Source organism: uncultured Polaribacter sp. (genome assembly GCF_947501385.1).
GTDB lineage: Bacteria > Bacteroidota > Bacteroidia > Flavobacteriales > Flavobacteriaceae > Polaribacter.
In genome coordinates, this window is record NZ_CANMVP010000029.1 from 18,686 (window position 1) to 41,022 (window position 22,337).

Annotated in this window: 11 protein-coding genes; 7 read left to right on the plus strand and 4 right to left on the minus strand. The window is 33.3% G+C overall.

Annotation, left to right across the window (positions count from 1 at the left end; all coding sequences use genetic code 11):
• Positions 1–43: 43 nt before the first annotated feature.
• From purL to Q0998_RS16390, 3 genes are all read right to left on the minus strand, one after another.
• Positions 44–3,778 (minus strand): phosphoribosylformylglycinamidine synthase, encoded by a 3,735-nt coding sequence (gene purL / locus Q0998_RS16380; protein WP_299671789.1) that lies wholly within the window; start codon positions 3,776–3,778, stop codon positions 44–46.
• A 156-nt stretch (positions 3,779–3,934) separates the two neighbouring features.
• Positions 3,935–6,112 carry an endonuclease gene (locus tag Q0998_RS16385; protein ID WP_299671791.1) on the minus strand — a complete coding sequence of 726 codons (2,178 nt, stop codon included), beginning with the start codon at positions 6,110–6,112 and terminating at the stop codon, positions 3,935–3,937.
• A gap of 8 nt (positions 6,113–6,120) precedes the next feature.
• Complete coding sequence (locus Q0998_RS16390; protein ID WP_299671793.1) at positions 6,121–7,338, minus strand: methyltransferase domain-containing protein; 1,218 nt, start codon at positions 7,336–7,338, stop codon at positions 6,121–6,123.
• 980 nt (positions 7,339–8,318) lie between these two features.
• On the opposite strand from Q0998_RS16390, the gene Q0998_RS16395 reads away from it, so the two are divergent.
• Entirely contained in the window at positions 8,319–9,119 is an 801-nt protein-coding gene (locus Q0998_RS16395) for a hypothetical protein (protein WP_299671795.1), read from the plus strand.
• Positions 9,120–9,228: 109 nt separating this feature from the next.
• On the opposite strand, the gene Q0998_RS16400 is transcribed toward Q0998_RS16395, so the two are convergent.
• Positions 9,229–11,274 (minus strand): hypothetical protein, encoded by a 2,046-nt coding sequence (locus tag Q0998_RS16400; protein ID WP_299671797.1) that lies wholly within the window; start codon positions 11,272–11,274, stop codon positions 9,229–9,231.
• Positions 11,275–11,652: 378 nt separating this feature from the next.
• Between Q0998_RS16400 and Q0998_RS16405 the strand changes: the two genes are divergently transcribed.
• From Q0998_RS16405 to Q0998_RS16430, 6 genes are all read left to right on the plus strand, one after another.
• Positions 11,653–13,653 (plus strand): sensor histidine kinase, encoded by a 2,001-nt coding sequence (locus tag Q0998_RS16405; protein WP_299671799.1) that lies wholly within the window; start codon positions 11,653–11,655, stop codon positions 13,651–13,653.
• On the plus strand, positions 13,650–14,276 hold the full coding sequence (locus tag Q0998_RS16410; RefSeq protein ID WP_299671801.1) for a response regulator transcription factor: 627 nt from the start codon (positions 13,650–13,652) through the stop codon (positions 14,274–14,276). Before Q0998_RS16405 ends, Q0998_RS16410 begins: the two co-directional genes overlap by 4 nt.
• Before the next feature lie 45 nt (positions 14,277–14,321).
• The gene (locus Q0998_RS16415; protein WP_299671803.1) at positions 14,322–14,546 is read left to right on the plus strand and encodes a LuxR C-terminal-related transcriptional regulator; all 225 of its coding nucleotides are present in this window, start codon (positions 14,322–14,324) and stop codon (positions 14,544–14,546) included.
• A gap of 68 nt (positions 14,547–14,614) precedes the next feature.
• A complete protein-coding gene (locus Q0998_RS16420; RefSeq protein ID WP_299671805.1) occupies positions 14,615–19,399 on the plus strand; it encodes a choice-of-anchor Q domain-containing protein in 4,785 nt (1,594 codons plus the stop codon).
• Positions 19,400–19,428: 29 nt separating this feature from the next.
• Positions 19,429–19,617 carry a hypothetical protein gene (locus tag Q0998_RS16425; protein ID WP_299671841.1) on the plus strand — a complete coding sequence of 63 codons (189 nt, stop codon included), beginning with the start codon at positions 19,429–19,431 and terminating at the stop codon, positions 19,615–19,617.
• A 152-nt stretch (positions 19,618–19,769) separates the two neighbouring features.
• Positions 19,770–22,325 (plus strand): DUF559 domain-containing protein, encoded by a 2,556-nt coding sequence (locus Q0998_RS16430; RefSeq protein ID WP_299671807.1) that lies wholly within the window; start codon positions 19,770–19,772, stop codon positions 22,323–22,325.
• The last annotated feature ends 12 nt before the right edge of the window (positions 22,326–22,337 follow it).

Sequence of the window (22,337 nt, forward strand, 5' to 3'; positions counted from 1 at the left end):
TAAAAAACCCTTTGAGGGATTGTTGTAATTAATGTTAAATGTGTTACTTTTTAGCTTTTATCCATTTTTTAGCATTCACAAAAGCTTCCAACCAAGGTGAAACTTCGTCTTTTCTTCCTTTAGGATAATTTGCCCAATTCCATTGAAATGTAGAACGCTCAATATGTGGCATGGTTACCAAATGTCTTCCTGTTTTGTCACTCAACATAGCTGTATTAAAATCAGATCCATTCGGATTGTTAGGATAGCCTTCATACCCGTATTTTGCAACAATATTGTAGTTTTCTTCTTTTTCTGGTAAACTAAATTTACCTTCTCCATGAGAAATCCAAACTCCTAATTCAGTTCCCGCTAATGAAGAAAGCATTACAGAATTATTCTTTTGAATTTTTACAGAAGTAAAAGAACTTTCGTGTTTTTTAGAATCGTTATGGACTAATTTTCCATGCACTTTATGCTCTGGATGTATCAAATCTAGCTCCATCCACAATTGTGCTCCGTTGCAAATTCCAACAGATAAGGTATCTTCTCTTTTAAAGAAGTTCTTTAACGCAGTATTTGCTTTTTCATTGTATTTAAAAGCACCAGCCCAACCTTTTGCAGAACCTAACACATCAGAATTAGAAAAACCACCAACCGCACCAATAAATTGAATGTCTTCTAAAGTTTCACGACCAGCAATTAAATCAGTCATGTGCACATCTTTTACATCAAAACCAGCCAAATACATTGCATTTGCCATTTCACGCTCAGAATTGGAACCTTTTTCACGGATGATGGCTGCTTTTGGTCTGTTTTTGTCACTTCGAGCGGAGTCGAGAAGTCCATCAAAACCTTTAGGGAAAGTATACTGTAAAGGTTGCTTTTTATAATTATCAAAACGATCTTTTGCCAAACCATTAGCAGTTTGTTTATCATCTAAAAGGAAAGAAGTTTTATACCAAACATCTCTCATTTCTACAACATCAAAAGAAAAATTGTCTTCATTATTTTTAATAGTTACCATTCCTGAATTGTTGGTAGTTCCTATGTTGAAAGCAACAATTCCTTTTTCTTTTAAAATTTCTTCTACAGAGGCATCTGCTTGAAAAACGATTCCTGCATTTTCTGAAAACAATACTTTTATGGAATCTTCTTCGTTTAATGCTGATATATCAAAATCGGCTCCTAAATTGATGTCTGCAAAACACATTTCTAATAAAGTCGTAATCAATCCACCAGAGGCAACATCGTGCCCAGCAACAATTTTATCGTCTTTTATTAATTTCTGAATGGTATTAAAAGTAGTTTTTACATATTTTGAATTGGTAACATCTGGTGCTTCATTACCAATAGCATTTAAAGTCTGATTGAAAGAACTTCCTCCTAATTTATATTCGTCTTGAGAAATATTAATATAATAGATATTTGTACCTTCCGAAAGTTCGGAAAATTGTAAAACAGGTTCTACAACATTGCTGATTTCATTACAATTTCCTGCAGCAGAAATAATAACGGTTCCAGGAGAAATTACTTCTTCATCAGCGTATTTTTGCTTCATAGAAAGCGAATCTTTCCCTGTGGGAACATTAATCCCTAAATCTATTGCAAATTCTGAAACTGCTTTTACAGCTTTGTATAAACGAGCATCTTCACCTTCATTTTTACAAGGCCACATCCAATTTGCAGAAAGCGAAACCGAAGCCAAATTATCTTTTAAAGGCGCCCAAATTATATTGGTCAACGCTTCTGTAATTGAATTTCTACTACCAGCTTCTGGGTGAATTAAACCAGAAATAGGCGAGTGTCCAATAGAAGTTGCAATTCCTTCTTTTCCGTTGTAATCTAAGGCCATCACACCAACATTATTCAATGGAATCTGTAAAGAACCCACACATTGTTGTTTGGCAACTTTACCACCAACACAACGGTCTACTTTATTTGTCAACCAATCTTTACATCCTACAGCTTCTAACTGTAAAACTTGTTCTAAATAGATTTTTAAATTTTTGGTTTTATATCGTGGATTTTTATAATTTCTAACAATCGTTGTATCTGTTAAAACTGTTTTTGGCGAAGAGCCAAACATATCTTCCAAGGCTAAATCCATTGGTTTATCACCTGTAGTTTTAGATTCGAAAGTAAAACGATTATTTCCTGTTACTTCACCAACCGTATACATTGGCGAACGTTCACGCGCTGCAATCTTTTGTAAAGTATCGATGTGTTTTTCTGCGATGACCAATCCCATTCTTTCTTGAGATTCGTTTCCGATAATTTCTTTTGCTGATAATGTTGGGTCGCCAATTGGTAATTTATCTAAATCTATTTTTCCACCAGTATCTTCTACCAATTCAGATAAACAATTTAAATGCCCGCCAGCGCCATGATCATGAATAGAAACAATAAAGTTCTCTTCACTTTCTACCATTCCACGCACCGCATTTGCAGCACGTTTTTGCATTTCTGGGTTGGAACGTTGTACTGCGTTTAATTCAATTCCTGATGCAAATTCTCCTGTATCAGAAGACGAAACTGCTGCGCCACCCATTCCAATTCTATAATTTTCTCCACCTAAAACAACAATTTTATCGCCTTCTTTTGGCGTATCTTTTAAAGCTTGTTCTGCTTTTCCATACCCAATTCCGCCAGCTTGCATAATTACTTTATCATAGCCTAATTTTCTTGGTTTTGCATCACTTGAAGCCGCATTTTCCTCGTGTTCAAAAGTCAATACAGAACCCGTAATTAAAGGTTGGCCAAATTTGTTACCAAAATCTGATGCACCGTTAGAAGCTTTTATTAAAATATCCATGGGTGTTTGATACAACCAATCTCTGGCTTCAAATTTATGTTCCCAATATCTGTCACTCTGAGCTCCGTCGAACGAGTCGGCTAATCTTGAATAGGAAGTCATGTACACGGCTGTTCCCGCTAAAGGCAAAGAACCTTTTCCACCAGCCAATCGATCTCTAATTTCACCTCCAGAACCTGTTGCAGCTCCGTTAAAAGGTTCTACAGTTGTTGGAAAATTATGTGTTTCTGCTTTTATAGAAATAACAGAATCAAAGTTTTCCGTTTGATAGAAATCGGGTTTGTCTGCGGTTTTAGGTGCAAATTGTTCCACATTTGGACCTTTGATAAAAGCAACATTGTCTTTGTAAGCAGAAACAATATCATTCGGATGTTCTTTAGACGTTTCTTTGATCATTTTGAATAGGGAAGAGGGTTGCTCTTCGCCGTCAATTACAAAAGTTCCGTTAAATATTTTATGCCTACAGTGTTCTGAATTGACTTGAGAAAAGCCAAATACTTCAGAATCTGTTAATTTTCTTCCTATTTTAACAGCTACACTTTCTAAATAGGCAACTTCTTCATCACTTAAAGACAAGCCTTCTTGGTTGTTGTATGCAGCAATATCATCAATATCTAAAATAGCTTCTGGTTTGATATCGATGGTAAAAGATTCTTGATCTAAACCATTGTATTTCTCAGAGATCATAGGATCGAAATCCGCAAAATCTTCATTAACTGTTGTGAATTCTTCAATTCTAATGATATCAGAAATCCCCATATTCTGAGTAATTTCAACGGCATTTGTACTCCAAGGTGTAATCATAGCAGCTCTTGGGCCCACAAAAAAAGCATCTAAAGACTCCTGTTCAATTTTAGGAGCTCCTGAAACCAGCTCAGGGTTAGAAAACAACCAAGTTAATTTTGCAATTGTTTTTTTAGTGATTTTTTTTGTTGTTTGAACGGCAAAGACCTTGCTGTCTATGTTTCCGAAGAAATGAATCATTTTGTAGTTTTTGTATATGGTTGTAAAAAGCAAATTTACTTTTTTTCATCAAAAATTATGACATTTATTTGATGGAATATTTAGAGTTATTCACGTGTTTATAAACCAAAAAAAAGCGATTCTGAATGAATCGCTTTGAAGTTTTTAAAAGAATGATTATTTTTTGATTAATTTCTTTGAGATAAAATTATTGTTTACAACAATTTTAACGATATAAATCCCTTTATTAAGATTCGAAATATCAAGCTCTTTGTTTGTGCTAGAGATTTGGTCTTTTATCATTAGTTTACCTAACACATTATAGATTTCTATTCTTGCCACTTTATCCGTTGAGAAAAGAACTGAATTCCCTTCTACTGGGTTTGGGAACATTTTAAAGTTATTGAAAAGTACATCATTTATACTTGCAGTTGTTGTTTCGTGAGAGCCAATACCATTAAAAGTGTTTTCAGGAAAAGAAGTCCATTCTCCTTGTTCATTATATGTTGTGGTTGGACCTGTAACGTCACTATTCCTTCTTAACGTTTTGTCTTTTGCAAAATCGCCGTTGCTTCCATTAAACTCTCCTACAATGTCTATTAAAACACCGTTTTTAAACAAGCCAACAGGGTCATCTCCATTAAAGCTTAAAGGTGCACCGTTATCTATACTAGCATTCGTTTTTAAGTCTGATTCTGCAACTAAAATGCTATTATCTGCTCCAGGATTTGTTATTACAAAAACGTCATTTGGCAATATACTCTTTACAGATCCGCTATCTAAGAAAAAAGCATCAGACCATGAGCTACCACCACTTGGATTTCTTCTTAAATCATATCCTGATAAATCAATTGTGCTTCCTGTAAGATTTACTATTTCTATAGCTTTGTTATTACCACCTTGTGGTTCTACATATTCTGAAATAAAAAGTTCAGAAGCTGCTCCAGTTCCGCCAGCAGAAGTTGTAGTATTAACAGTTGAAGATTCTACAGATTTATTTCCTGAAGTATCAACAGCGAGTACGTATGAAGTATAATTTGTTATTTTTTCTAACCCAGAGATAGTATAAGATAACGCTGTTACTGTTGCATTTAAATTTCCATCCAAATAAACTTCATAATTTTTAATCATATTATTGTCTGTAGAAGCACTCCAAGTAATTTTAAATGAGCTATCAGAAATATTACTTGTAGTAACATTAGTTGGAGCGGTTGGCGCTGTACTATCTTGAGAAGTTGTTCCGTTTACGGGTGTACTTTGGGTAGACTTATTATTCACCAAATCTTTTGCTAAAACAGTAATTGAATATGTAGTATTAGGATTTAATTCTGTTATAGTTGTGTTTGTATTAGAAGTAGTTTGTTTGGTTAATGTTCCATTTACAAAAATATCATAACCAGTTACAGCTTCATTATCCGTTGAAGCCATCCAAGTAACATCAAAAGATGTGAAATTTTGATTACTTATAGTCACATCGGAAGGAACAGAAGGTGCTTCAGTATCATTAGTAGTATAAATTCCCCAAGTATCTTGTGCTGAATCTCCCCCCCAAATTCTTGTGGCTAAAAAAGGATTGTCTATAAACGGATTTCTATTTCCCTGCGCGGCAGAATTAGCCGTATTTTCGTGATAGGTGTTTCTCACTTTTTCAAAATCAGACACAGGATCCTCAACATTCCAAACTAAAAATAAATCGATCATGTCATCTGGAGTATTGTCTGCACTACCAACTCCTACAGCTGTTGGTAAACAAACATTGCCATAACGTAAATACATATACATCATCATTCTTGCTACGTCACCTTTCCATTCATCTCCTGGATACCAAGCTGCAGTATTTGGACCGTCATTTCCATTATGAAAATCTAAGGTAGAAAATCCAGAAATTCCACTTCCTCTTCCAAATTTCCTGTTACTTCTTGATGAGTTTCTACTGGCATCAGAAGGTCTCAAATGGTGTGCATCTGCACCAGGACCAACAGTTCCTAAATTAGGGTTTCCTAAAGACCTAGCAAAAACGTGTTCTCTGTTCCAATTAGACTGACTTCCTCCATTATCATTAATGCCTCTTTCTCTATCGTTATCTAAAGATTGATCAGAACCGTTTTCATATCCATAAATAAGTAAAACTTCATTAGGATTAACTGGATTTACATCTGTAACTTTAGAAGCTATCCAAACATCAGGGGTGTAGGTTAAAAAATTTGTATGTGTATTTGCTATTTTAGTAGCAAGTGCATCTTTTAGAGCGATTCCAGTTAAATTTAAATCTACATCATTATAATAAGATTCTGCCTGTGAAAAGGTATAAGTAAATGATAGTAATAGAGATAAGGTAAATAATTTTTTAATCATAGTATTTTTTATTTTTTTCGTTCTAAAAGTGCCATATAAAATCCGTCAAAACCAGCAATATGGGCTAATACTTTTTTGTCTGATACAAAGGTAAACTCTTTTCCGGCTTCTGAGGTTAAGAAAATATGAACTTGATTTTGATTTTCTGAAGGTAATATAGAACAAGTTGCATACACCATTTTTCCTCCTGGTTTTACCATTTTAGAATAACTTTGTAGTATTTCTTGTTGTATTTTTTTAATATTGTCTATAAACGCGGGTTGTAATTTCCATTTAGAATCTGGATTTCTTCGAATGACACCCAAACCAGAACAAGGCGCATCTATTAAAACTCTATCTGCTTTGTCATACAATTTTTTAATGGGTTTTGTAGAATCTATAACACGCATTTCTATATTATGTGCTTTGTTTCTTTTGGCTCTTACTTTTAATTTACGAAGTTTACTTTCGTAAATATCCATTGCAATGATTTGCCCTTTGTTTTCCATTAGCGCAGCCAAATGCAAGGTTTTTCCTCCAGCCCCAGCGCAAGTATCCACCACTTTCATACCTGGTTTTACATCTAAATAGGCAGCTACTAGTTGAGATGAAGCGTCTTGTACTTCAAAAAAACCATTATGAAAAGCTTCTGTTTTAAAAACATTGGCTCTTTCTGGTAAAATTAAAGCATCTGGATGATTTGGTAAAAGTTCTGTATGTACCTCTTCTACTTTTAATTTCTTTTGCAGCATTTCTCTAGAAATGTTCAATGTATTTGTTCTTAAAATTACTTTTGCCTGCTCGTTTAAAGCGGCAATTTCTTTGGTCCATAGTTCTTCACCCAATTCTGAAACACACAATTCATCCATCCAATCTGGAATCGATTCTCTGTATTTTCTTGTTCTAGACAATTCAGCAAAACGCCCTTTTATTCTTCTTTCTGGTACGTGATCACCAACTTGGTTCCAATCTGGTAAAGCTATTCCTCTTAAGATACACCATACAGAAAATAAGCGCCAAATATTATCTCTATCATAAGGGACTTTTACTTCTGCAATTTCCGCATACAATCGGTTCCAGCGAACAATATCATAAATGGTTTCTGCAACAAATTTACGATCTCTTGCGCCCCAACGTTTGTCGCGTTTTAAAGCTTTCTCTACGGCTTTGTCTGCATACACACCTTCATTAAAGATGTCTCTAATACTATCTATAACTGCAAAAGTTAAGTTTCTGTGTAATCTCATTATTATTTTCTAATTGATTGCAAAGTTACGAAATAGAAATAGGTATAAAGTTCAAAAAGTATAAAGTTTAACTCTTTTATGAGTACTAAAGTAATGTTTGATTAACTTATGATGAAGTAACCTTGGCTTTGCTATGAAGTATCTATAGAGTTTATATTACTTATGCTTTGCTTTTTCTTTCATTTATGTACTTTTCCATTGCTGAAAAGTACCAAAAATCTAGTCTTGCATTTTCAACGGTCAATTATACTTTTACATTCTAAAAGAAAAAAACTCGCTTTGCTCAAACAGTTTTTCTTTTTACGAATGTTTCAAGTAATTGACACTCGTTTGCAAATGCTATGACCTTTTTAGGATTTCGTTTGAAAGATTATTTTTTATTTGAACATACTATACTTGCTAAATAAAACCACTAAGGTCTTTAAATACTTGCCATTACTTATTTTTTAAATTCTATCGTGAATTAAAATATGTCGGCTTTGATAGTTTTTTATTTTGTTTTCTCTTTCTTGTACTTTTCCATTGCTAATAAGTACCAAAAATCTAGTCTTGCATTTTCAACGGTCAATTGTACTTTTACATTCTAAAAGAAAAAAACTCGCTTTGCTCAAACAGTTTTTCTTTTTACGAATGTTTCAAGCAATTGACACTCGCCTGCAAATGCTATGATCTTTTTGGGATTTCGTTTGAATTATTATTTAGTTTTTTGATTTTGTAAAAAAATAATTGATAATATCTTACTATTAAGCGTTATTTTATGTTAAATTATTATATAAATGGGTTATTTTTTTTATTAAACTCATTAAAATGGCATATTATTTGATGATTTAATTTTGTTGATTCTTATCAATAACACTTATTTTTTCCTACACCCTTGATGTACTAAATGGCCATTTGGTAAATAGCGGCTCAATTTTTTGAGCTTATTTATTCATCTGATACTTATGCATATTAATTAAGTATCGCAAAACATTAATATTATGGCAAAACAGAAAGGTTTTATCAAGTTAAAAGGTTCGTTGGGAGGACTTACTTTTTATCAAAGTGACGGAAAAGATATCGTTAGAACTACTGGCGGTGTAGATAAAAGTAGAATTGAAAAAGATGCTGCTTTTAAGCGTACCCGTGAAAACATGAAGGAATTTGGCGCTTCTGCTACCGTTGGGAAGGCATTGCGACAAGGATTTGCATCTATTATTAAAAAAGCAAAGGATACTACTATTGTTGGTCGGATAACCGGTATTATGAAACGTATTAATACGTTAGGAACAGGAGTGAGAGGTGAACGTGCTTTTGAAATATTGACAAATAAAATTATTTTAGAAGGTTTTGAATTTAACAAAACGTTGCCTCTGGAGTCGGTATTTTATGCTCCATTTTCTGCACCAATATTAGATGCTAATAGGAGTGTGGCAACTTGGGTGGTTCCTGATTTTAATGCCAGTGACTACTTAAATCTGCCAGAAGGGGCTACCCATTTTAAATTGGTTTTGGCAACAACAGTTTTGAGTAATTATGTTTATAACACTAGTATTAAAAAATACGAACCTACTAATGTTGCTGAAAATGAAACTAATGGTTTTACTTACAGTGCTGAAATACCAATTACCGGTGAAGTTGGTAGTGATACTACTTTGATCGTTGATTTGGGATTTGCTGCAGCTTTGCCAGCAACTGTTGGAGTGGTTTCTGCTATTGGAATTGTATTTTATCAAGAGATTAATGGTTTGTTTTATGAACTGTCTAGTGGTAATGCCATTAAAATAATTACTATTGGTTAAGAAATTAAGGTTGTAGGAATATCTTAATGAGTGTGTAAAAGCAACCTTGTAATGAGGTTGCTTTTTGATGAAATTATTCTAATTTCCTTTATAAAAATTGTTTTTTATTTTAAAACAAATATTTGAATACTGATGGAATTAAATTAAAACCAAAAGAAAGTGATGTATACAATCCATTATTTGATTCTCTTATGGTATTGTTATCCACAATTCTATCTGTTTTACCAAATCGGTATCCTAAACCTAGGTTTAAATTTCTGATAGGCTCTATACCAATACCAAGATAGACGTTGTCAAAAAACGTTGCATTATCGTAGTCTAAAGAAATATCGATATGTGTTGTTTTAAGCCAGTTTGGATTGTTTATATCTAAATTCTGAGGTGTTATGTATGTAGAAAATGTAATTGATGGTTTAAAGTTCCAGTTATCTACTTTGGTTTCTTTGAGATTAGTATCATACTCATATTTGTAGTCGTTTGTATACAGGATACCAGCAGAAAGTGCAAAGCGATATAAACGACTTGTTGGAGGCAACTCATCACTTACTAAAAGTTCTTTTCTATATTTAATTTCATAACTCGGTTTTTTTTCTTTGCCTTCTTCTATTTTTTGTATGTAATTATCTATTACTAGTTGTTTGGCGTATAAATTTATAGTAGCTGCTTTGTTTGCAACAAAAGGTATTGGGTATTTTAAAATATATTCTGTGTAACCAGCTTCTGTTTGTGGGTTAATTTTAATAATTTTTTTTATTTCTTTAAAATCAACAATTTTAGTTAATGCTTCTTTTGTAAATTTCAAACTATCATTATGCGTTGAAAAATTCAAAAATGTGAAATTCTTATTTTGAAAAGAATCAATATATTTTATTGCTTTGTCTAATGCTATTTGTTTTTGTTTTCCACTTATGTTTGAATCTGTTGCGTTTTTAAGTAAGTCTTTTGGTTTTTCTATATTGATGTCTTCGGGTAAAAACATCCCTGCAATACTACTTAATAATGTGTCTTCACTTTCTCCTATAGTTTCTAATACTTTTACATTACTAGGTGATTCTATAAATACTGAATCATTTTGAGTAGAAGACATCGAAATTATAAAAGGATTTTTCTTGACATCTTCTTTATTGAGATTTACAATGTGGGCATATAATTCTGATTCTGTGGTTAAACGAGGTAGGTCTGTTGTAAACCGCCCTATATTATATTGTTTGTTTTTTGCGCTAATTTTAGTATCATCTTTCATATTATACACAATTTCTGATACCTTATTTTTTTTGTTAATAATAACACCTTGGTATAGTACCTTATAGCTATGTTCTTTTATAAAATTACTCTTCTCATTATTTTTTACAATATCTTTTACCAGTTCTGTTTTTATAGTTTCGTTGGTTTTTATGGTGTTCTTTATTTCTGTTTCTAATGTAACTTTTAATTGTTTAATTTGTCTGTTCTCATCTAAAATCTGTAGCTGTAGTGTGTTAATTTTTTTTCCAAGATTGTTTATGTATTGAGGTGTTTTTGGAGCGTGAGTAATCAAAGCTAATTTATCAATTAATTTTAGATATGTGTTTAATTCTTTTTCAAGTTTTTCTACTGTATAGTGTTTTAGAGTGTTTTTTTCTTTGTATTTTTTTAATTCTTCTGTCTTTGATTTTATTGATACTATATTGTCTTTATAGTTTTTTATAGTTGCATTTAACTGAGCATTATCTGCAGCAACTACGTAACTTGCTAAAGTTGAGTCGAGCTTTATTTTATAACTATTATTTAGAGCATTAAAGTCTAGATTACTTTTATCTTTCAATAACTCAGCAGTTTTATTATTTATTTTTATTAATTGATAATTAAGGTAAGAAAAATCTGTTTTGTTATTGATTTTAAAATTTCCATTTTTATAATCTTTACTACTAAATAATGTAGTTGATTCCATGATGTTTGTCTCATAATTGTATTCTTGACTCCACCTATAAATTAATTTATAATTTTTATATTCTTTATCTGTAATATTATCTATTTTAAAATAAATGTCTTCATTAGAAGTACTGTAATATTGTGTTATTTTTCCTTCTTTGTTAAAATGAACTGTGCTATTTTGACTACTAATTCTGGTTGCAGTTACTAAAAAAACTATTAATAAAAAGTATTTTTGATTCATGTCAGTTGATTTTAAGATGGTTAGAGCTTTAAAAGTACTATAAATATTTTTTTTGCAATTACCTACAAATAGGTATATTTTTAAAAACCTGTAATTAAAAAGACAAGAAATATAAAAAAGAAGCTGTCTAAAAAGCATTAAACTATATTATTTTGAGCATAGTTTAAAAATCTATATCATGGATAATGATACCATAAGATTTAAAAGTTAAAAGGTTCAGATAAAGTGTGTTAATTTTGCTGATTTTGATTAATATATTATCTTTCTCAAAAATTAATAGATCATTTTTACTTTCTAAATTGCTTATTTAAAAAATAATTTACTTCCATTCTATACTAAAAAATATTGTATTAGATGGTTTAATACTGACTTTGGTGTATGAGGTTTTTCTTAAAAAAAGTTATACTATTTTATATTGGGTTTTTAGTATGCAGTAGTTCATATTCCCAAAATACTTTAGAAAAAATAACCATTCTTAAACAAAAAATAGCGCAAGAGAATGTTGTGATTGATAGCGCCGTTTCAGCACAAATTTCAATATTTTTACCTGACTTAATACTACAAAAAGAATGGGATACTGCACTATTCTTTACAAATGCTTTAGGGAATTACTATACCTATAAAATTATTAACCATGTAAAAGCATATCAAATCTTAGATGATTTTTCTATGCATCTTACCAAATGTACCAACACAAAAGAAATTGCTGCTTTTTATATTGCGTATGCCGAAGCAGCTACCTATACAAAACGCTTAGAAAAATCGCTAGAAATTTTAGACAAAAGCTTTGTTTTTTTTAATAAACTACAGGATTCTACCTTATACGAATATGGATATGCCTATTTAAAAGCTGGCGAAAATGCAAGTAAATTAAATATGATGTCTGAGAGTGTTGCATATTTTGAAAAAGCTAAAGATATTTTTAAATCTCAAAAAGATACCCTAAATCTTCTATGGGCGAATAATGGTTTGAGTACCTTATATGGACGTAATGGGTTGTATGAAAAAGCAGCTGAAGAGCGCATTCCTATTTATAATTTGGGGAGTCTTATAAAAGAACATCAAGTAGTATCTATGGCACATTTACAGGCGGTGATTGATGCTATGAAACTTAATGAACCAGACAAACAGTTGCATCATATTAGAAAAGCGTTGAGTTTGAAGAATGAGAATGCTGATGTACAAGAAATTATAAACATTCTTACCACAAGTTTTGCGGTGATGATTTATGCCCAAGAAAAAAAAATAGATTCTTCTAATCTTTATGCAAGGCAATTGTTGCCCTATGTAGCTAAAGCAGAAAATAACCCTTTTATTAGCACCTATTCTAAACAAGCATTTGCATACAATGCCCTCGCAAATAGGCGTTATAAAGAAGCACAAAAAATTGGAAGTAACGTGCTAAATTCTTCTTATGCCACAAAAGATTTTAATAATGTAATACGAACGCATTTATTTTTAGCAACGGTTTTTGAAAAACAAAGAAAAATAGATTCTTCTTTATATCATCATAAGATATATAGCCGTTTGAATGATTCTTTACAAATTGAAATTTCTAAAAGAAAGTTTGCATTTGTGCAAACCCAATTTGATACAGAAAAAAAAGATTTGGCGTTGGCAGAAAAAGAGAAAGACATTCAATTTCTTTCGCAAGAGAACAAACTAAAAAGTCAACAATTAATTTTTGGTATTTTATCTGTATTGATCTTGTCTTTTTCTATTTATATGCTTCGTACTTCTCGTTTTAACAAAAAGAAATTACAACTTCATAAAACATTTGCCGCCAATTTGGTGGATAATTTAGAAACCGAAAGAAAACGCATTGCTACCGATTTGCACGACAATATTGGACAAAATTTATTATTACTAAAAAAAAGTTATCATTATACGGCAGCTAAAAATAACGAAACACTTCATTTAATTAATGAAACTATTAATGAAATTCGCAATGTATCTAGCAAATTACATCCTTTTCAATTTGAGCAATTAGGATTTATAAAGTCTTTGGAAAATATGATGGATGGATTTCAAAAAAATTCAACCGTATTTTATTCCTATACCATTGATGCCATTTCTGGAATATTGCCCAAAGAAAAAGAGTTGCTTATTTTTAGGATGCTCCAGGAAGCCATCACAAATGTAGAAAAACATGCCCATGCAACTGCTTGCAATTTAACCATTACCAAAGAAGCAAAAATTATTAGATTTGTTTTAAAAGATAATGGCAGAGGTTTTTTTGTTGGCCACGCACTCGAATCCTCTAGAAGCTTGGGGTTAAAAAGTTTGCGGGAAAGAGCACAATATCTAAATGCCATCTTAAACATTACCTCTCAACCCGCAACAGGAACTACCATCACTATTAAAATAAAAAAACAATGAGTGTAACTATTGTATTGGCAGATGACCATCCATTGTTATTAGCTGGGAATGAACAATTTTTAAAAAAGAAAGGATATCAGGTTCTAGCTACAACTACCAATGGCAATAGTGCGTACAACTCCATTTTAGAATACAAACCTCAACTGGCAATTTTAGACTTCGACATGCCTATTCAAAACGGATTAGAAGTCGCAAAAGCATGTATTCAAAATCAATTAGGGGTAAAAATTATTATTTTAACCCTTTACAAACAAGAAGCCATTGTTAAAGAAGTTGGAGAAACCATCCATGGTTATATTTTAAAAGACGATGAACTATCAGAATTAGAAAAATGCATACATATTGTCTTAAAAGGAAAATCCTACATTAGTAACAATTTGCAAGAAACCATTCATCTTTATAAGGTAACTAGTAACCAATACAATTTAACTGCTACAGAAATTAAAATACTATCGTATTTATCAAAAGATAAATCTTCTGCACAAATTGCAGCGCATTTGTACATTTCTAAACGAACGGTAGAAAAGCACAGAAGCAACATCATTCAAAAATTAGGCATTAAATCTTCACAAAATTCTCTCTTATTATGGGTGCAAAAAAATCCAGATTTTTTTAATACGTAGGTATACGTATTGTAGAAGATTATAGGTGTATTTATTTTTACAGCTATGAAATCTTCAACGAAGAACATACTATTAACAAATGTAGAATTAGAGATTTTGAGCTACATTAAACAAGGATTTTCTTCCTCTTATATTGCACAGGTTCGAAATTGTTCTGTAAGAACCATAGAAAAGCATCGCAGCAATATCATTACCAAATTAGAACTGCCATCTTCACAAAATGCCTTATTGTTTTGGGCCTTTAACAATTTAAATACTACAGATACGTAGGTCTACGTATTTTATACAGCACAATTTCGAAATATTTTTGTCTTCAGCAATCTTAAATATTTTTTGTTATGAATAAAATGCCCCATTTTCTAAGTTATATACTTTTCTTTTTGCTAACGCTAACTAATTCTGCACAATCTAGAATTTATGTGAATGCTAGTGCCGCATCAGGTGGAGATGGTACTAGTTGGGCAACGGCTTATAATTCATTACAAAGTGCACTAATTGTTGCAAATACTGAAATTTGGATCGCATCGGGCACGTACAAACCTGATGTTTCAGATGAAAACATTCGATTTACGATTCCTTCAAATACAACACTATTAGGCGGTTTTAATGGTTCAGAAACCTTAGCTAGTCAAAGAGACTGGAATGCCAATCCTACTATTTTAAGTGGTGATTTAAATAATTCTAATGCAGCAGATGCTGGCGATAGCCATACCATTATGCTTATACAGAATAATAATGTTGTGTTGGATGGTTTGATTTTCGAACATGGCTATGCAGACAATGTCAGTATATCGTTTGGTGTCGATGGTGGCGCAATGTATGCCACAAATAGTTTTCAAATTCAGAACAGTATTTTTAGAAATAACTATGCACAAGATACAGGTGGTGCCATAGCTATTACAGGGGTGTCCTCAAGTTTAGAGAACGTTTTATTTTATGGAAATACGAGTGGGTTGCGTGGTGGTGCGGTCTACATGACCAATAATGATGGAATTCTATTGACAACTAATGCTACTTTTTACAATAATACCTCTACAGAAGGAGGCGGTTTGGAAGTCCGTCGAGGTACAGGTTTAATTTACAACAGTATTTTTACGGGAAATTCAGGATCACCAGCCAATATGAGCTTTTCACTTTCTGGAACAGGTGTGATTTACAATAGTCTTCTAGACGGAACTATGCCTACTGGTTTATTAGATGGTGGAGCTAATCTTTTCAATACAGACCCGTTATTTATAGATGCAGCCAGTGCCAATTTCACCTTGGCAGCACTTTCTCCAGCAATCGATAGTGGTAACAACAATTATGTGAACCAAACAAAAGACCTGGGTGGTAATGACAGAATCATTCCAAAAAATAGCGACACTGCCATTGTAGATATGGGGGCTTATGAGACCTTAAACCCATGTTTGCCCTTTACAGACAATAGAATCTATGTAAATGCGGCAGCCACAGGAAGCAATGATGGCAGTAGTTGGGCAAATGCGTTTACAGATTTGCAAGATGCTTTATCAGTATCTAATTGTGTATATGAAATTTGGGTAGCAGCGGGCACTTACATACCTCATGTTTCAGATAGTCAAATTCGTTTTGTAACCGCAGAAAACACAAAACTGTTGGGTGGTTTTAACGGTACCGAAACCCTAGCTAGCCAAAGAGATTGGAATGTGAACCCCACCATTCTTAGTGGAGATTTAGACAATTCTGGAACTCATAATATAGGAGATAGTACTTTTATCATAAACTCTTCTGGAGATAATACAACCTTTGATGGACTTATTATAGAATTTGGGTATTCACTTAGATCATCACCTGCAGCAGGCATCTACAATACCGCAGACAACATTCAAATAAAAAACTGTGTTTTCAGGAATAATTTTTGTTTTAATGGCAGTAGTGGTGTTTTTAATTATGGAGGAACAAATATTGATATTGTAAATTCTGTCTTTCACGATAATTTTGGACTTTTCGGTGTTGCCATACAATCGAGAGGCTCAGGGATAGAAGTACCCGATGTTATAAATGTTACCAATTGTACCATAACTAAAAATTCTGCAGATAGTGGTTTAAGTATACATGTATATGGCCAAACGATTATAAATGTATATAATACTATTTTTGACGATAATTATAATTCTTCCTCAACTTCAGAAGAAGTTGTAGATGTGAATGAGAGAGTGAATGTATATCATTCAATTACCAGCTCTTCAACATCTAATATGAGTTGTTCAAATGGTAATATTATCAATCAATCTGCGCAATTTGTGGATTCAGATACTCATGATTATCGCTTACAATCAAACTCGCCAGCCATAGATAGTGGAGATAATTCTTATATTTCTGAACCGCTCGATTTTTTAAAAAACCCAAGAATTATAGCTGCGGTAAGTGATGGAAGCCCGACAGTAGATATGGGTGCCGTTGAAAATACTATTGTTGGTTTAAGCCCATACGTGCCAATCAATGGAATCGTTTATGTAAACGCATCCGCTACAGGAAACAATAGGGGTGAGAGTTGGGCAAATGCTTTTACCACTTTACAAGAAGCGTTATTGCAAGTTTCAGCCTGTATAGACGAAATTTGGGTTGCTAAGGGTACTTACAAACCAGATACTTCAGATGAAAACATTCCATTTTTAATTTCTAAGAAGATAACATTATTAGGAGGGTTTAACGGTACAGAAACTTTAGCTAGCCAAAGAGATTGGTACGCCAACTCAACAATTTTAAGTGGCGATTTAAACAATTCAGATACAGCAGATGCCGGAGATAGCCATACCATTATCCTCGTTCAAAACAATGATGTGGTTATTGATGGATTTATCTTCGAACATGGGTATGCCGACGATAATAGTGTGCTTTATGGTCAACATGGAGGAGCTATGTATGTTACAGGAAGTGTCGATATGCAGAATTGCATCTTTAGAAACAATTATGCCTTGAATGTAGGAGGTGCCGTTACAACCACAGGCTTGCAGATGCGTTTGGAGAACACCCTGTTTTATAATAATACAGGTAACGAACTTGGTGGTGGAATTTATGTAAATAACGATGCGGGTACAATAGATATTGTAAACGCTACTTTTTGGGGCAACACATCTGCAGAAGGAGGTGGTATTGATGTAAGACGCGGTACCGCCAATATCTATAATAGTATTTTTGCAGGGAATTCAGGCACGCTCAATAACATTAGCTTTTCGCTCTCGGGCACAGGAACTTTGTATAATAGCCTTTTAGATGGTGTTTTACCTGCTGGTTTAACAGACGGTGGAGGCAATCTATTAAATACAGCTCCTTTATTTAGCGATTCTAGTTCCAATGATTTTACATTGAGTAAAAATTCACCCGCTATAAACAGTGGAGGTAATTTTGAATCATTAACCCAAGATTTAGCGGGTAATTCAAGAATTATTAGTAGTGCTATAGATATGGGAGCTTATGAATTTGATGCTTTTGCAACTACTTGGCTAGGAACTGTCAGCAGTGATTGGAACGATGTTGCGAATTGGAGCAATGGTCTTCCTGACAGCATTACAAATGCCTTTTTTACGTTTGAAGCTTTTGGTGATGTTGAAATCACTGCTCAGAATGCCATGGTGAAAGACCTTGTTGTAAACAATGCGTACATTCAAATAAGACCTACAGGCGCATTGCATATAAGTGGAGATTTGTATATGGACGATAATGGTGGAGAAGGATCTGGTGAGGGCACCATTAAAATATATTCTGATGCAACCCAGACGGGTGCCTTGTTGTTGGAAGGAGAAAGCAGGGAAATGGAAAATCTATCCTACGAACAATACCTAACTACTTCTGCCAACCCAACCGATCCAGAAGGCTGGCATCTGATAGCTGTGCCTTTTGAGAATGAGTACCTGATTAATTTGGCGTATTCGGTTATCACCAATGGAAATAAATATGCGATTGCCACCTATGACAATAGCCTGACCGATAACCGATACGAGTATTTTACAGATAGTTCTGGCAACAATGATATTGTGACCGCAGGAAAATTTGATGCTGGAAAAGGATATTCAGTAAAAAAGGCTACAGACGGCACAGTTGATTATTCTGGGGACTTGCGTACAGATAACGTGGTTTTCATGCTTACTGACAATGCTTCAGGAGGTGGTAATAAATGGAATTTGATAGGAAATCCTTTTATGGCGCCGCTTTCTTTGAACGATCAGGCAGATGCTACAAATAATTTTTTAAGGGTGAATGCGACAAAGCTAAATCCTGCAAGAGTAGCTATATATAAATGGAATTCAACAATTACCTCCTATGAAATCTATAATCAAGCTACCGCAGGTGCTAGCTATATTTCCGTAGGAGAAGGGTTCTTTGTAGAAGCTGCAACGGGTGGCGGTACAATTGAATTCACAGAAGCTATGCAAACATTGCAGACCAATGCTGCACTTTCTAAATCTGCAAACAGCATCCCAGAGATTTACCTTTCTATTTCAGATGGAAGTGCTACAAAGAAAACACAGGTAAAATATTTGGCAGGCACTACTACTGGTTTAGATGTTGGGTATGATGCAGGTACTTTTTCTGGCACTTCTAGCACATTTGGTGTGTTTACACATTTAGTTTCAGACAGTGAAGGAGTCGATTTTGGGTTGCAGTGTCTTCCAAATAATGATTTTGAAAGTATGGTCATTCCAGTAGGTATAAAAGCTGCGGCACAAACAAAAATTACCATTACTGCGAATGTGTTGAACTTACCCACTGGAGTTGAAGTATATTTAGAAGATAAAGTCACCCATACCTTTACCAATTTAAATCAAGAAGAGTATTCGTTTACCAGCCCTTTAGCACTCGACGGCATAGGTCGGTTCTTTCTCCACACAAGCTCAAAAGCCTTGTCTGTAGCTACTGATTTTGTTGTTAGCAACATCAGCATGTATCAAACTTCCCCAGAAAATCTGAGAATTGTAGGTATTCCGAATGGAATCACAACACTAGCATTGTTTGATGTGTTGGGGAAACAAATCTTAGAAAACAGTTTTGAAGCAAAAGGGGTACATGATGTAGCTCTTCCATATTTAAAAACAGGTGTGTACATCATCCGTTTACAAACAACACAAGGTATAAAAAGCAAAAAAATTATTGTCAACTAATTTGAAAAAAAGGCTAAAAGCGAGAAATGATGAAAAATAAACATATAAAATCTACAGAAAAAAATAAAGAAATCAGCCGTAAAGAAGCTATTCACAAGATTAGTAATTACGGGAAGTATGCAGCATTAACTGCATTAGGAACCTATTTGATCTTGAATCCACAAAAGGCACAAGCGCAAAGTGTTGCTCCTGAAGGTGTAGGAGATGGTTTTTTTTAATAAAGTTATAAAAATTTATGTATTAAATTATTAAATAATCAAGTCATTACTAAAACTTCAATACTTACTATTGAAGTTTTTTTTATTTACACAACACTAATATTTTCAATCTCATATGAATTGGTTAATTTTGTGATACAGATATTTTAAAAGTGAATTTAGACCATCCAATAACGTATATCAAAGGAGTTAGTGTACAAAAAGCAGCGCTTTTGTATGCAGAATTGGGTATCAAAACATGTAATGATTTCCTCCACTTTTTTCCTTTTCGATATATCGATAAAACACAATTTTACGCAATAAAAGATTTACAACCTAGTTCTTCGGAAGTTCAAATTGTGGGTAAGATTACCAGTGTAAAATTGGTTGCTCAAAAAAGGGGAAGTCGTTTAGTAGCAGTGTTCCAAGATGCTACAGGAACGATGGAGTTGGTTTGGTTTAAAGGGCAAAAATGGATTAAAGATTCGCTAAAAATAAATGAACCTTATGTGGTGTATGGGAAACTGAATCACTACAATGGTAGTTTTAGTATTCCACATCCAGAAATGGAATTGGTAACAGGGTACAAGAAGAAATTGCAAACCAAAATGCAGCCAGTATATCCTTCCACAGAAAAATTAGCAAATTCTGGGGTTTCTAATAAGTTGATACGAACCTATATGCAGCAATTGTTGCAACAATTTTATGACGGAATTCAAGAAAGTTTGTCACAAGAAATTATTGCAGATTTTCAACTGATGAAAAAAAGAGATGCCTTATTGAATCTTCATTTCCCGAAAAGTCAAGAACATCTAGCCAAAGCAGAAAATAGATTAAAATTTGAAGAATTATTCTTTATTCAACTGCAATTATTGCGAAAGAAACTCATCAACAAGACAAAAATAAAAGGATTTATATTTGAGAATGTAGGTGCTGTTTTTAATGAGTTTTATAGTGATAAATTACCCTTCGACTTAACAAATGCACAAAAAAGAGTTTTAAAAGAAATAAGAAAAGATGTTGCTTCTGGTGCACATATGAATCGACTCTTACAAGGTGATGTTGGTTCTGGAAAAACAATTGTTGCACTTCTAGCAATGCTTTTAGCGATTGATAATGGTTTTCAAGCCACGATTATGGCACCTACAGAAATATTGGCAAGACAACATTATATTGCTGTTTCCCAATTGTTAGAAGGAATGGACATTTCAGTAGATATTTTAACGGGTTCTGTTAGAACGAAAAAAAGAAGAGAAATTCACGCGAATTTAGAAGATGGAAGTTTACATATTTTAGTGGGCACGCATGCTTTGCTAGAGGATAAAGTGCGGTTTAAAAATCTAGGAATTGCCATTATTGATGAGCAACATCGTTTTGGTGTTGCGCAACGTTCAAAATTGTGGGCGAAAGGAGGCCCACCTCAATCCTCCCAAAGGGAGGAAGTCCAAACTGTACGCAAAAAATATATGACTGCTCGTCCTTCGACTTACAAATTGATGAAAGCGTTGCAAAAGGATAGAAAACAGCAAACAACACCTGCAGAGCAAATTCTTTGGGAGCAATTAAAAACTAAAAAATTAGCGCATAAATTTAGAAGACAACATATAGTAGATGAATTTATTGTTGATTTTATTTCTATCGAAAAAAAGTTAATTATTGAAGTCGATGGCAAATATCACAATACAAAAGAACAGCAAGAAGCCGACGAGTTAAGAATAAAAATTTTACAAGAATTAGGGTTCAAAGTCATTCGTTTTACAAACGAAGAAGTAATAGGAAATATAGATGAAACCGTAATAAAGATCATACAAGAATTAGAGAGAGTAGAAAAACATAGCAGTGAGAGTTCCCTCCATTCGGAAGGGTTAGGGTGGGCACCACCACACATTTTAGTAATGACGGCAACGCCCATTCCTAGAACATTGGCCATGTCTGTGTATGGCGATTTAGATATTTCTGTGATTGATGAATTACCTCCAGGAAGAAAGGAAGTAAAAACGGTACATCGTTTTGATAGCAACAGGTTGGCTGTTTTTAAATTTATGAAAGATGAAATTGCAAAAGGAAGACAGGTATATATAGTGTATCCGCTAATTGAAGAATCTGAAGCCATGGACTATAAAGATTTAATGGATGGCTATGAAAGTGTTTCCAGAGAGTTTCCTCCGCCAGAATATCAAATTAGTATTGTGCATGGAAAAATGAAACCTGCAGATAAAGAGTTTGAAATGCAACGTTTTGTAAAGGGGGAAACACAAATTATGGTTGCCACAACGGTCATTGAAGTAGGTGTAAATGTACCCAATGCAAGTGTAATGGTTATTGAAAGTGCAGAACGTTTTGGATTATCTCAATTGCATCAATTAAGAGGAAGAGTGGGTAGAGGTGCAGATCAAAGTTATTGTATTTTATTATCTAGTTACAAATTATCAGCAGAAGCAAAAACCCGTTTAAAAACCATGGTAGCAACTACAGATGGTTTTAAAATAGCTGAGGTAGATTTAAAATTACGTGGTCCAGGAAATATTATGGGAACGCAACAAAGTGGTGTTTTAGATCTAAAAATAGCCGATATTGTAAAAGATTCTAAAATTTTAGTTGCTGCAAGAAATACCGCAATTTCACTTTTGCAAGAAGATAGTAATTTGTCTAAAGAAGAGAATTTACCCATTAAAAATGCCTATACAAAACTGAGTAAAACTTCAAAAATTTGGAGTAATATTAGTTAATTTTTTTCTAAT